The 12,607-nt window shown below is 71.9% G+C and carries 12 protein-coding genes; 9 read left to right on the top strand and 3 right to left on the bottom strand.

Annotation, left to right across the window (positions count from 1 at the left end):
- Nucleotides 1-5: 5 nt before the first annotated feature.
- Nucleotides 6-827, bottom strand: coding sequence for a Cof-type HAD-IIB family hydrolase (locus J3A75_RS25255; RefSeq protein WP_053622660.1), 822 nt, complete (start codon nt 825-827; stop codon nt 6-8).
- Between the two features lie 4 nt (nt 828-831).
- Complete coding sequence (locus tag J3A75_RS25250) at nt 832-1,398, bottom strand: gluconokinase (RefSeq protein ID WP_024829134.1); 567 nt, start codon at nt 1,396-1,398, stop codon at nt 832-834.
- A gap of 175 nt (nt 1,399-1,573) precedes the next feature.
- On the opposite strand from J3A75_RS25250, the gene J3A75_RS25245 reads away from it, so the two are divergent.
- The 4 genes from J3A75_RS25245 (at nt 1,574) to J3A75_RS25230 (ending at nt 5,031) form a co-directional block, all read left to right on the top strand.
- Nucleotides 1,574-1,858 (top strand): DUF3072 domain-containing protein, encoded by a 285-nt coding sequence (locus tag J3A75_RS25245; protein WP_012320702.1) that lies wholly within the window; start codon nt 1,574-1,576, stop codon nt 1,856-1,858.
- A gap of 143 nt (nt 1,859-2,001) precedes the next feature.
- On the top strand, nt 2,002-2,289 hold the full coding sequence (locus tag J3A75_RS25240; RefSeq protein ID WP_071000021.1) for a Flp family type IVb pilin: 288 nt from the start codon (nt 2,002-2,004) through the stop codon (nt 2,287-2,289).
- Between the two features lie 272 nt (nt 2,290-2,561).
- Nucleotides 2,562-3,731: a polysaccharide biosynthesis/export family protein gene (locus J3A75_RS25235; protein ID WP_024829136.1), complete on the top strand. Its 1,170-nt coding sequence runs from the start codon at nt 2,562-2,564 to the stop codon at nt 3,729-3,731.
- Nucleotides 3,732-3,894: 163 nt separating this feature from the next.
- Entirely contained in the window at nt 3,895-5,031 is a 1,137-nt protein-coding gene (locus tag J3A75_RS25230; RefSeq protein ID WP_012320699.1) for a branched-chain amino acid ABC transporter substrate-binding protein, read from the top strand.
- A 15-nt stretch (nt 5,032-5,046) separates the two neighbouring features.
- On the opposite strand, the gene J3A75_RS25225 is transcribed toward J3A75_RS25230, so the two are convergent.
- Nucleotides 5,047-5,616 carry a tyrosine phosphatase family protein gene (locus J3A75_RS25225; RefSeq protein WP_071000020.1) on the bottom strand — a complete coding sequence of 190 codons (570 nt, stop codon included), beginning with the start codon at nt 5,614-5,616 and terminating at the stop codon, nt 5,047-5,049.
- Between the two features lie 147 nt (nt 5,617-5,763).
- Between J3A75_RS25225 and J3A75_RS25220 the strand changes: the two genes are divergently transcribed.
- From J3A75_RS25220 to J3A75_RS25200, 5 genes are all read left to right on the top strand, one after another.
- Nucleotides 5,764-6,897: a TRAP transporter substrate-binding protein gene (locus J3A75_RS25220; RefSeq protein WP_244413111.1), complete on the top strand. Its 1,134-nt coding sequence runs from the start codon at nt 5,764-5,766 to the stop codon at nt 6,895-6,897.
- 134 nt (nt 6,898-7,031) lie between these two features.
- Nucleotides 7,032-8,444, top strand: coding sequence for a phosphatase PAP2 family protein (locus J3A75_RS25215; protein WP_024829137.1), 1,413 nt, complete (start codon nt 7,032-7,034; stop codon nt 8,442-8,444).
- A gap of 606 nt (nt 8,445-9,050) precedes the next feature.
- Complete coding sequence (locus J3A75_RS25210) at nt 9,051-10,439, top strand: deoxyribodipyrimidine photo-lyase (RefSeq protein ID WP_012320695.1); 1,389 nt, start codon at nt 9,051-9,053, stop codon at nt 10,437-10,439.
- A 275-nt stretch (nt 10,440-10,714) separates the two neighbouring features.
- Nucleotides 10,715-11,020: a GCG_CRPN prefix-to-repeats domain-containing protein gene (locus J3A75_RS25205; protein ID WP_012320694.1), complete on the top strand. Its 306-nt coding sequence runs from the start codon at nt 10,715-10,717 to the stop codon at nt 11,018-11,020.
- 119 nt (nt 11,021-11,139) lie between these two features.
- Nucleotides 11,140-12,519, top strand: coding sequence for a chloride channel protein (locus J3A75_RS25200; protein ID WP_012320693.1), 1,380 nt, complete (start codon nt 11,140-11,142; stop codon nt 12,517-12,519).
- Nucleotides 12,520-12,607 lie beyond the last annotated feature (88 nt).

The following is a 12,607-nucleotide window of genomic DNA, read 5'->3' as shown; positions in this document are numbered from 1 at the left end:
GCCGGTCAGGGGAGGATGAGGCGCTCGACCGCGCGGGCGAACCCGTCGGCGTCGTTGCTGTCCGTGACCGCGCTCGCGGCCGCCTGGACGCTCGCCTCGGCATTGCCCATCGCCACCGCGTAGCCGCTCTGCGCGAACATCGGGCGGTCGTTCCCGGCATCGCCGAAGGTGGCGATCCGCTCGCGCGGGATGGCGAGGTGCGCGCTCATCCAGGCGACGAAGCGACCCTTGTCGAGATCGGGCGGAGTCACGTCGAGATAGTAGGCCTGCGAGCGGTGGACGGTGGCCCGGCCTGCCAGTGCCGCGGCGATGCGCGTCTCGCAGGCCGCGAGGTGGGCGTGGTCGCGGCTGACGCCGACGATCTTGGCGGCCGATCCCGTGAGCGTGCCGAGATCCGCCACGACCCGGGGCTCCGCGCCGATCGTGCGGCGCTCCAGGTCGGTGTAGGGACCGTCCGGGTCGCGCAGGCACCACGCGCCGTCGGCGAAGACCCACACATCCAGCCCCTCGGCCAGGAGCCGGTCGAGGGCCGACCGGGCCGCCGCCTCGGGAATGGTCCGCTCCTCGATGATCGACAGGTCTGGCCGGACGACGCTCGCGCCGTTGAAGGCCCCCATCGGCAGGTCGAGGCCGAGTTCCGCCACGAGGCTCCGCAGGCCGATCGGGGGCCGCGCCGAGGCGATGCTGAAGCCGATCCCGGCCGCGCGCAGGCGGCGCACGGCCGCCACCGTCGCCGCGGTCAGGCGCTTGTCGCCGGTCACCAGGGTGCCGTCGACGTCGGAGATCACCAGCGCGATCCCCGCGGCCTTGCCGGCTTCTGCTGTCATCGCGTCACTCCCTGCCCGGATCCCGGCGCGCCGCGGCGGCGAGTTCCGCCACGACCCGGTCGGCAATCGCCTCGGGCGGCTCGAGGATCCCGATGGTGATCGGGTGCTCGTCGGCCCCCGGGACCTCGAGGGTCGCGAACTGGCTGTCGAGGAGGACCGGCGACATGAAATGGCCCTGGCGCTCCGCGAGGCGCCGGGCGATCAGGGCCTTGTCGCCGTCGAGGTAGACGAGGCGAACGCGCCGGCTGCCCCGGGTCAGGACGTCCCGGTACGCGCGCCTGAGGGCCGAGCAGACGACCACGCCGGACTCGCCGGCGTCGAGGCGCTGCTGGATCCAGGTCGCGATCCGGGCGAGCCAGGGCGCGCGGTCCGCGTCGTCGAGGGCGTGGCCCGCGCGCATCTTCGCCACATGCTCCGGTGTGTGGAAGCTGTCGCCGTCCACGAAGATCCAGCCGAGCTTCTCGGCGATCAGCGCCGCCACGGTACTCTTCCCGGACCCCGAGACACCCATGACCACGAGCACTTGAGCGGCCGTCCGGGCATCGGGCGTCGGCTGTGATTGGGACGTCATCCGGATCACCGTGCCTCCGAGGTGCGCCGGGGGCGCCGCGCGTCGCAATCATGCGGAGCGGGCGCGAGGAAGGGAAGATCGCCGCGCCCGACGGCGCCGCCGCGGCCGCAGGAACCGGGGCGCGGCCGGCCGCGTTGATGCCCCAGAACGCGAACAATCAGGGAACATCAGTCGCATGGCCACCACCACCGCGAAGGCGACCTCGAAGGCGGGCCGGGATTCCGGAGCGCGCCAGGACGCGCCGGAGAACCCCAAGACCGACCCGAAGGACGTGTCGAACCAGATCAAGGATCCGGACCAGTGGACGACCGGCGGCGAGCCGATGACCGGCGCGCAGGCCTCCTATCTGAAGACGCTGTCGGAGGAGGCGAAGGAGCCGAAGGCGTTCGACCCCGACCTCGACAAGGCCGAGGCCTCGAAGCGGATCGACGACCTGCGCCATAAGGCCGGCCACGCCTGAGCCGTCACGGGCGCGCCCTCGCGGGCGCCCCGTCACCGTGCCGGGCGGTGCCTATCCCGCCCGGACTCGGCCCGATCCCCTGTTTCGAACACTTCGTTAAGCCGGCGGCAATCGGGCTCGGGTACCAGCGTTCGGAGCGCGTGATGTCACGCGGACAGTGGGACTGGAAGGCGCGTTCGACCATGGAAGAGCCGGGCGGCGACGGAGCGGGGCTGCGCGCTGTGCGATCCTGGGCGGCGTCCGCCCCGTCGGGTCGGATCCGGGCCGCGGCCGCACGGTTCGCCCGCGACCTCCGCGGATCCACCGCGACGGAGTACGCCCTGCTCGGTGGCCTGATCTTCATCGTCGCGGTGGGCAGCATCCGCTACTACGTATCCCGCGTCAGCGCCGTCTACGGCGACATCACCGCGGCGGTGACCCAGGGGCAGTGACGGGCAGCGAGCGGATCGCGCCCGGTCCGGCCGGCCCTGGGCGTCGATCGGCAGATCCGTTACCGCCGACAGCGTCCGGATTTGTGTCCCGATATTTCGGCCGCGGGCGATACGCCCGGCATTTGTCGTTCCAGTGCCCCGAAAAAGCTGTGCTTAACGAGGATGACTTAGCAGTCTCGGCCGTGGCGGGCGGAGTGTGGCTCACCCGCTACGGACACCTGGGCCGCTATGGGCTAGGCACGGGCTCGGCAATACCGATGGGCAACATCTGGATGCGCAAACTTCCCCTCGTCCTGCTCGCCGTCACGGCGATGTCGGGCTGCACGTACCTGCCCGCGGCGGGTCCGACGGCGAGCGCGATCCAGGCCGGGGCTGAGGTCGCCACGGCCGACGGGGGCCTGCTCGCCCGCTACGAGATCATCGACGTCACTCCCTCCGTGGTCGAGGCCCTGCGCGGCCGGCCGTTGGACAGCCTGCTCGCCTCCTTCGGCGACCACCGCCCCTCCTCCGAGCCGGTCATCGGCATCGGCGACATGGTCTCGGTCTCCATCTGGGAAGCCGGGTCCGGCGGCCTGTTCTCCGGGCCCCTCGTCGCCGACCGCTTCTCCGCAGGTTCCAAGTCCGCCCTCATCCCCGAGCAGCCCGTCGGGCGCGACGGCGCCATCTCGGTGCCCTACGCCGGCCGCATCAAGGTCGCCGGCCGCCGCACCCAGGACGTCCAGGCGCTCATCGAGAACGAGCTCGCCGGCAAGGCCATCCAGCCGCAGGTGCTGGTCTCGGTCACACGCCCGATCTCCCAGGCCGTCACCGTCACCGGCGAGGGCGCCGCCGGCGCCCGCCTGCCGCTCTCGGGCCACGGCGACCGCATCCTCGACGTCATCGCCGCCGCCGGCGGCAACCGCGCGCCGGTCAACGAGACCTTCGTGCGGCTCTCGCGCGGGCCGGTGACCGCGACCGTGCCGCTGACCACGGTGGTGTCGAACCCGCGTGAGAACATCTACCTGCGGCCCAACGACGTGCTGACCCTGGTGCGCGACCCGCAGACCTTCATCGCGGTGGGCGCGCTGGGCAACAGCACCGAGCTGCCGTTCCAGGCCGACGGGATCACGCTGGCGCAGGCGCTGGCCAAGGCGCGCGGCCTGTCGGACTTCGCCGCCGACCCGGCCGGCACCTTCATCTTCCGGTTCGAGCCGGCCAGCGTCGTGCGTCGTCTCAGCCCCGGCTCGAAGCTGCTCGGCACGCCTCTGGTGCCGGTGGTCTACCGGATCGACATGCGCGACCCCAACAGCCTGTTCGTGTCGCAGGCGTTCCGGATGCGCAACCGCGACCTGATCTACGTGTCGAACGCGCCCTTCACCGAGGTCCAGAAGGTCCTCACCGCCTTCAACGGCGTCACCGGACCGGTCGCCTCCGCGGCGACGGCCTACGCCTACGCCAAGTAGGCACTGGAATCAGGCACCGGGTCGCCCAGAGGACCGCCGCGGAAAAAAATCGCGTTTCGGCGCGTCCTCGCGTATGGGCACTGGGTGCGGGGCGGGATCGAGGCTACGGAGCCGCATCCGCCGTCGCGCCGACGTGTCGCGCAAGGATGCCCAGAAGAGCCCGATGAAGATCGGACGTTTCGTCCCCGCCCGCGGGCCGCTCCGGCCCGCGCTGATCGCCCTGAGCCTGTGTCTCGCGCTCCTGCCGGCCTCCCGCGCGGCGGCCGACGTGGTGATCGGCGTGGCGGTTCCGCGGTCTGGCCCCTACGTGGCGGTCGGCGAGCAGGTCCTGCGCGGCGTTGAGGCCGCGGCCCGGGACGCCAACGCCATGGGCGGCCTCGACGGCCAGCCCGTGACCCTGGACGTGCAGGACGATGCCTGCGACTCGAACACCGCGATGGCGGTGGCCAACCACTTCGTCCGGTCCAACGTCCGGCTCGTCGTCGGCCATGTCTGCTCGAACGCCTCCATCGCGGCCTCCGACATCTACGCGCAGAACGGGGTGGTGATGATCACCGCGGCCTCGGTGGCGGCGCGGCTCACCGACCGGGGATTGCCGAACATCTTCCGGGTCTGCGGCCGCGACGACGATCAGGCCCGCCTGTCCGCCGCCGTGCTGGCCGAGCGGTTCCGCGACCGGAAGATCGCGCTGATCCAGGACCAGACGCCGGCGGCCCGCAGCCTCGCCGCCGCCACCAAGGACAACCTCAACCGCATCGGCGTGAACGAGGCGCTGTTCCTGTCGTTCTCGCCGAGCGACGCCGACGACGCCGCCCTGGCCGACCGCCTCAAGAGCGCGGGGATCGAGGTCGTCTACTACGGCGGCGACGCCGCCGAGATGGGCCGCCTCGTGAAGATCGCGGCGGACCGGGGCTTCCGCCCCCAATGGTTCGGCACCTCGGCGATCGCCACGCCGGACTTCGCCAAGATCGCCGGGTCCGCGAGCAACGGCGTTCTGATGACCTTCTACCTCGACCCGAGCCGGCAGCCCGCCGCCGCGGCCGTCGTGAAGGCCTTCAAGGCCGAGGGCGTCGATCCCACCGGCTCCACGATCTACGGGTACGCGGCCATGCAGGCCCTGGTGGCGGCCGGCAACTTCGCCCACTCCACCGAGCCGAGGCCCATCGCGCAGGCGCTGCACACCGAGCGCTTCGATCTCGTGCTCGGCACCGTCGGCTTCGACGCCAAGGGCGACGTCACCGCGCAGGGCTACGTGCTCTACGTATGGAAGGACGGGAGCTTCACGCCGGCCGGCAAGTGAGGGGTGGGCTCCTCATCACAGGGCCTGCGCGGCGTCGACCTCCGCGCCGCGGCCGAGCCCGCGCAGCAGCTCGGCGAGATGCGGGCGGACCCGCAACTGCAGGGCGTGCAGCCGCCGCACCGCCGCGCTGAGTTCCCCGTCCCGGTCCAGCATCGCGTCGGCGAAGCCGATCATGCGCGCGTTCGGCCAGGCCGGCTCGCGCAGGGCGTGGAGGCGCTCCACCAGGGCGGCGGCGGGCGCGTCCGGCTCGGCCTGCGCGAACAGGGTCAGCAGCGCCGCGGTGGAGCGCGACAGGCCGTAATGGCAGTGGACCAGGAGATGGCCGGCGCCATCGAGGGACCGCCCGAAATCGAGGATCGCCGCGACGTGCTCCGGTTCCGGCGGGACGAGGCCCTCGCCCGGACCGAGGCAGTCGTGGAACCGGAGGGTCGTGCGGGCGTGGGCGCCGTAGGCGGTGAAGGCCGCGGGCTCCGACGTGCCGGGATCGAGCAGCGACAGGACGTGGCTCACGCCGCGCGCGCTGTGGCCGGCCAGCTCCTCCAGGCCGCAGACGGTGTGCAGGGTGACGGCGGGCTCGGTGCGCATCCCGGGCGCCTAGCACGGGCGCGGGCCGGTTTCGAGGCGCGACGGAACTGCCCCGGCCGCCCGCGGCTTTCGAGAACCGGCACGCACGTGCTACCTGCGACCCCCGATCCGGCCCGGCCGGGCCGGACCTGATCGGACGAGATGCCGTTGGACGAACCTCACCTCGCGCGATCCCCCGCGGCCGGGACGCGGCGCCGCAGCGTGCTGACCGCCGGCCTCGGCGCGGCCGCGGCGCTCACCGGTCCGCTCGCCGCGCCGGCCCGGGCCGAATCCGCCCCGGAGCTGCGCTGGCGGCTGTCCTCCGCCTACGCCAAGACCCTCGACATCCTGTACGGTGCGCCCGAGGCGCTCAGCCGGATCGTCGCGGAGGCCACCGACGGGCGCTTCCAGATCCAGGTTCAGGGGCCCGGCGAGCCGGTCCCGGCCGAGGGCCTGCTCGACGCCGTGGCCGCCGGCACCGTCGAGATGGGCCACGGGCCGGCGACCCTCGGCATGGCCAAGGATCCGACCTTCGCGCTGGCGACTGCGGTGCCCTTCGGCCTCAATGCCCGGGGCGCCGCCGCGTGGTGGCAGGCGGGCGGCGCCGCCGAACTGTTCGCCGAGGTCTTCGCCAAGGCCGGGCTGGTCTGCCTGCCGGGCGGCAACACCGGCGCCCAGATGGGCGGCTGGTTCCGCCGCGAGATCAAGAGCCTCTCCGACCTGCAGGGGCTGAAGTTCCGGATCGGCGGCATGGGCGGGCAAGTGCTCGCCAAGTTCGGCGTGCAGCCGCAGGCGGTCCCGGGTCCCGAGATCTACGCGGCCCTGGAGAGCAAGAAGCTCGACGCCGCCGAGTGGATCGGCCCCTACGACGACGAGCGGCTCGGCCTGCAGAAGGTCGCGCCGATCTACCACTATCCCGGCTTCTGGGAGGGTGGCGCCATGCTGCACTTCTGGTTCAACGCCGAGAAGTGGAAGGCGCTGCCGAAATCCTACCAGGGGATCCTCCGGGCCGCGGCCGCCGAGGTCGGCGCCGACGTCCAGGCGAAGTACGACGCCCGCAACCCGCAGGCCCTGCGCCGGCTGGTGGCCGGCGGCGCGCAGCTGCGGCCGTTCCCCCAGGACGTCATGGAGGCCGCCCTCAAGAACGCCAACGACGTCTACGCCGAGATGGCCGCCAAGAACGCCGATTTCCGCCGCGTCTACGAGGCGATGCGGACCTTCCGCAACGAGGAGTACCTCTGGTTCCAGGTGGCGGAGTACACCTACGACAACTTCATGATCCGCGCCCGGGCGCGGGGCTGAGGCGCGCGCCGCCGCGGGAGGCCGGCTCGGCGCCGCGGGTCCGTCAAAGATGGGGACGTCGGGGGCGCGCCCGATTGCAACGCGATCGGGAACGGCCTTAGCGTCCGGCACGGCATCCGCGAGGGGAGGGCTGCATGTTCGGGACGCTGCGGGTCGGATTGGCGCTGCTCGGGGCGGCCCTGCCGCTCCAGGCCTTCGCACAGTCGGCCGCCAACCTGTCGGCCCTGCGCGGGCTGGTCCCGGTGGCCCGGCTGCAGGCCACGCCCGACGGCAAGGCGGCGCTGGACGCGAACCTGCGGGTCACCGGCGACATCCAGACCGGCGAGCTCAAGCAGCCGACGCTCCTGCCGTTCCCCGAGCAGCAGCAGCTCGCCCTGCGGGACTGCTTCATCACCGACGGCAACGCCGCCAACCTCGCCGACGGCCTCGGCACCACGCTCGCCCAGGCCTACCACGCCAAGGCGACCTACAGCGACTACAAGACCTTCACGAGCATCGCGCCGGCGGTCGCCAACCTGATCGGCTACACCAACAACGTGACCAAGTCGGATTCGAATTCCGGCAAGTACTTCTTCGCCAACGCCACCACGAACGGCAAGCATCCGGTCTCCGAGGAGGCCGCCGCGATCCTGTCGAACGGCGCGGTCACCGACGTGTTCGGCAAGGCCTATGACCGGCCGGCCGGGAGCCCCGGCGCCGACCGCTACGGCAATTCGCGGCCGTTCCAGACCCTGCCGCGCCTCCTCACTTATCGTGGCAAGGACTATTTCGGCGATGCGTCCGACAGCCTCGACTGGCTGCGCGGCCCCTCGCAGGACCTCGTGAACAGCCCGTCCTACCCGAGCGGTCACACCACCTACGGCTACACCGAGTCCATGGTGCTCGCGCTCCTCGTGCCCGAGCGCTACCAGCAGATGGTCGCCCGCGCCGCCGAGTACGGCAACGACCGGATCATCGTCGGCGCCCACTACGCCATGGACGTGCTGGGCGGCCGGGCGACCTCGCTGCACGCCCTCGCGCACCTGCTCGCCAACGATCCGGCCTATGTCGGCCAGATCCGGAAGAATCCGGCCGTCCTCGACAAGGCGTCCGCCGAGGCCGACAAGACGGTCGGCGTGACGGATTACCGGGCGCTCCTGACGGAGGCGCGCGCGGCGATGACGGAGGCGCTGAAGGCCGGCTGCGGCGACACGGTGGCGGCCTGCGCGGCGAAGGATACGGGCCGGTTCAAGGACGCGGCCGCCAACGCAGCCTTCTACGCGGCGACCCAGACCTACGGCCTGCCGGTGGTCCATCCGGACACCGCCGGCCGGCGGGAGGATGTGGGCAAGGTCGCGCCGGAGGCCGGCCACCTGCTGACCGCGGCGTTCCCGGCGCTGACGCTGGACGAGGCCAACGCGATCCTCACCGAGACGCAGGGCCCGGGCGGCGGCTTCCTCGACGACGGCTCGGAGTTCGGCGTCTACGCGCGCCTCGACCTCTACACGGCGGCCGGCAAGGCCGCCGCGCTGGCGGCCAGCCGGGCGGGGGCCGGCGCGACGCGCTGACGCGCCCCCACGCGGCGACCGACGGCCCCCGTGCGGCGGCTCGCAGGCGGGAAGGATTGCCCGCCGAGGCGGCCGGACGGGGCGGCGTCGCCCGATCCCGCGCGGGCCGAGGCGCCCAACGTGCGGATCGGCGCGCGCCTTCGCGCCGTCTGAGAGGGGGCGGGCCTCCGCATCCTCCGGACAGAAAAAAGGCCACTCCCGAAGGAGCGGCCCGAAGTCTAGGGAGGAAACGCCCAAGAAGGGCTGCGAGAGGGCGACGCCATCGCCTTCCCGCGCTGCACAATCTGCGCTCCCGGATGGAAAATTCAAGAGCATCAGGACAGCAGGGCTGTCCTTTCGTGCGTCCGCGCACGCATCCCCGCCGGCCTGTGTTGAAAATGTCGCAGACTGTCGCGCGCGAGCGAAACCTGCATTGCCCCGGCAGGGCGCGATCGATCCTCCCGCAAGTCCCTGATGAGACGGTGTTCTGGCGGATCGAGCCGGAGTTCGGCCCGCATTCTCGACTGCGGCTTTTCATCCGCCCCGTCCGGACGGACGAAATTCCCGCCCGCTCTACCTTCTCCAGCCAAGGTTCGGCGCGACGCGCCAAGCAAGGGGCAGGTGAGTATGGCGATCCAGGGTGAGCGGGTCCGGATCCTCAACGATGTCGAGCCGGGCGGAGACGGCGCCTACGTCCTGTATCTCCTGCAGCAGGCCAATCGGGCGACGTTCAATCCGGCCCTTGAACTCGCCATCGAGGAGGCGAACCGCCTCGACCTGCCGGTCGTCGCCTGCTTCGGCCTGCTCGACGGCGCCAGCGGCTTTCCCGAAGCCAATGCCCGCCACTACGCCTTCCTGCTCCAGGGTCTCGCGGATGCGAAGGCGGGCCTGGAGAAGCGCGGGGTCGGCTTCGTCATGCGCAAGTGCTCGCCCGCCGAGATCGCCATCGCCCTCGCCGAGGACGCCGCGCTCCTCGTGCTCGACCGCGGCTACCTCGCGATCCAGAAGGGCTGGTACCGGGAGATCGCCGCGGCGGTGAAGACGCGGATCGTCCAGGTCGAGGGCGACGTCGTCGTGCCGGTCGAGACGGCCTCGCCGAAGCACGAGTACGCCGCCCGGACGCTGCGGCCGAAGCTGAACCGGCTGTGGGACCCGTTCCTCGCGCCGCTGAAGCCCCGCAGGGTGAAGCACTCCGCCGATCGGCTGACGCTGAAGAGCGCGATCGACGTCTCCGATCCGGAGGCGGTACTCGCCGGGATGACCCTCGACCGGGAGGTCGGCCCGGTGAGGCGCTTCACCGGCGGCGAGACGCAGGCCCGCAAGCGCCTGAAGGCGTTCCTGAAAGACGGGTTCTCGGGCTACGGCGCGGGGCGCAACATGCCGGAGGCGGCCGCCGCCTCGCACATGAGCCCGTACCTGCATTTCGGGCAGATCTCGCCGGTGGAGATCGCCCTGGCGGTGCGGGAAGCCAAGGTCGGCGATTCCGACGACCGCGGCGCCTACCTGGAGGAGCTGATCGTCCGGCGCGAGCTCGCCATGAACCACGTCTACTACACGGAGGGCTACGACGATTACGACAGGGCGGTGCCGGACTGGGCGCGCAAGACCCTGGCGGAGCACGCGAGGGACGAGCGCCCCCACGCCTACTCGGAAGCGCAGCTCGCCGCCGGCGAGACCCACGACCGCTACTGGAACGCCGCGATGCGCGAGATGCGCGAGACCGGCTACATGCACAACCAGCTGCGGATGTACTGGGGCAAGAAGATCCTCGAATGGTCCCCGTCCCCCCGGGAGGGCTTCGCCCGGACGCTCCGGCTGAACAACCGCTACTTCCTCGACGGGCGCGATCCGAATTCCTTCACCAACGTCGCCTGGGTGTACGGTCTGCACGACCGGCCCTGGCAGAAGCGCAAGATCTTCGGCACGGTCCGCTATCAGAGCGAGAACTCGCTCAAGAAGTTCGACGCCAAGGCGTATGTGCGGGCGGTTGAGAGGCTCTGCGCCGCGGAGGTCTGAGGCGGGACCGACGCGTCCGTGCGCTGCCGCACGGGCGCCGCGACGCGCGCGAAATCGTTACGGGATGACCGAAGCCGTCGGCAAGGTATCGCGACGCTCGCGGGTGCGGAGGCGAAGTCGTTCGCGCGCACAGGTTTGTGAAGAAACGCTTTCCGGGCTTCGGATGTTTCGAGCGCACTTCCGGCTCATCGCAAACAGCCGGATCGCATCCGGTGAGAACTCGGTCGGACCGGGGCCGGATCATCGCTCTGCTCGCGACTGAAAGGAGGACGACGATGCGGATGAAGCTGGCAGGCGCAGCACTCCTCGCACTCGGAACCTTGACCGCCACGGCCGGGACGGCGGAAGCCGCCCAGGGCTGCGGCCCGGGCTTCCACCGGGGCTGGTATGGCTGGTGCAAGCCGAATTGGCGCCCCTACGCGTACCGCCCGGTCTACTACGCCCGGCCGGTGGTCTACGGCTGGCACCGGCCCTGGGGCTGGCGCCACCGGTGGGGCTGGCGCCACGCGGGCTGGCACCGCCCCTGGGGCTGGCACCACCACGGCGGCTGGCATCGGGCCGCTTGGCACCACAGGTGGTGATCGGGTGAGCGGCGGGGCCGGCACGCGGGTGCCGGCCTCCGGCCGTCCCGCGAAGGGGGTCTTTCCTTGACCGTTGCGCTATAGCGTCCGCTCCGACTGCGCGGACGAGGTGCTCTTTCATGGTCGAGAAGCGGGACGAGGTGCGGGAAACGACGGATGCCCCGCCCCCGCAACGGTCGCGCTACCGACGCTCGATCATGCGCCTGCGGTCGGCCTCGATGGAGGCTTACCCACTCTGGCGCGGGCGGCTGCTCTTCCTCGTGGGCGGGATCGGCGTCGGCCTCGCCGCCGTGCTGATGGCCAAGGGCGCCGACCTCGCGCAGGACGGGTTCCGGCGGCTCACGGCGCCGTCGCCGCTGATCGCCCTGGTGCTGACGCCCGCGGGCTTCGCCCTCGCGGCGCTCCTCGCCCTCACGGTCTTCCCGAACTCGCAGGGCTCGGGCATCCCGCAGGTGATCGCCGCCCGCCACGCCCGGGATGCCGGCTTCCGCTACTCGCTGATCTCGCCGCGCGTGGCCTTCGGCAAGGTGCTGGTCCTGTTCCTGGGCCTGTTCTGCGGTGCCTCGGCGGGCCGCGAGGGGCCGACCGTGCAGGTCGGCGCCGCGATCATGGCCGCCTTCGGCCGCCTGACCCCCGAGCGCCTGCCCGGGCTCCTCCTCGCGGGCGGCGCCGCCGGCGTCGCGGCGGCCTTCAACACGCCGCTCGCCGGCATCGTGTTCGGCATCGAGGAACTGGGACGCGCCTACGAGGCGCGCTCCTCCGGCCTGATCGTGGCCGGGATCGTGGCCGCGGGCCTGACCTCGCTCGGGCTCCTCGGCAACTATACCTATTTCGGGACGACCGACGCCGCCCTGCCGCTGGCGGCCGGCTGGATCGTCCCGCTCGTCGCCGTCGTCGGCGGCCTCGCGGGCGGCCTGTTCAGCCGCTTGGTGATCCTGTTCGCCCGCGGCCTGCCCGGCGCGGCCGGACGGGCGATCCGGAAGCGGCCCGTGATCTTCGCGGCGGCCTGCGGGCTGTGCGTCGCCCTGTGCGGCCTCGCCTCCGGGGGCGCGGCCTACGGGACCGGCTACGAGGAGGCCAAGGCCATCCTCCACGGCGACGCGGCGGCCGGCTGGACCTACGCGCCCCTGAAATTCGCCGCCACCGTGCTGAGCTCGATCAGCGGCATCCCGGGCGGCCTGTTCGCGCCGTCCCTGGCGGTCGGGGCCGGCCTCGGCGGCACGGTCCACGGCCTCCTGCCGGGCATGCCCGTGGGCGCCGTCGTGCTGATCGGGATGGTGGCCTACCTGACCGGCGTGCTGCAGGCGCCGATCACCAGCTTCGTCATCGTCACCGAGATGACCCAGAACCACGCGATGGTAATCCCCCTGATGGTCGCGGCCCTGCTGGCCGACGCGGCCTCGAAGGCGATCTGCCGGGGCGGCCTCTACCACACCCTGGCGGAGATCATGCTCGAGCGCGCCGACGTGCCGGCGCAGCCCGTGGCGAAGACCGGCTGACCGCGCCGCGACCCGCGCGACCGAGCGCGGGTAAGAATAAAAGCGGACCGGGCCGGAATCCGCGGAACGGTCTCGCTTGGCGCCGGTT

This window comes from Methylobacterium sp. PvP105 (assembly GCF_017876975.1).
Lineage (GTDB): Bacteria > Pseudomonadota > Alphaproteobacteria > Rhizobiales > Beijerinckiaceae > Methylobacterium > Methylobacterium radiotolerans.
Note: the sequence above shows the minus strand (reverse complement) of the source record. Positions and strands in the feature narration are given on the sequence as shown.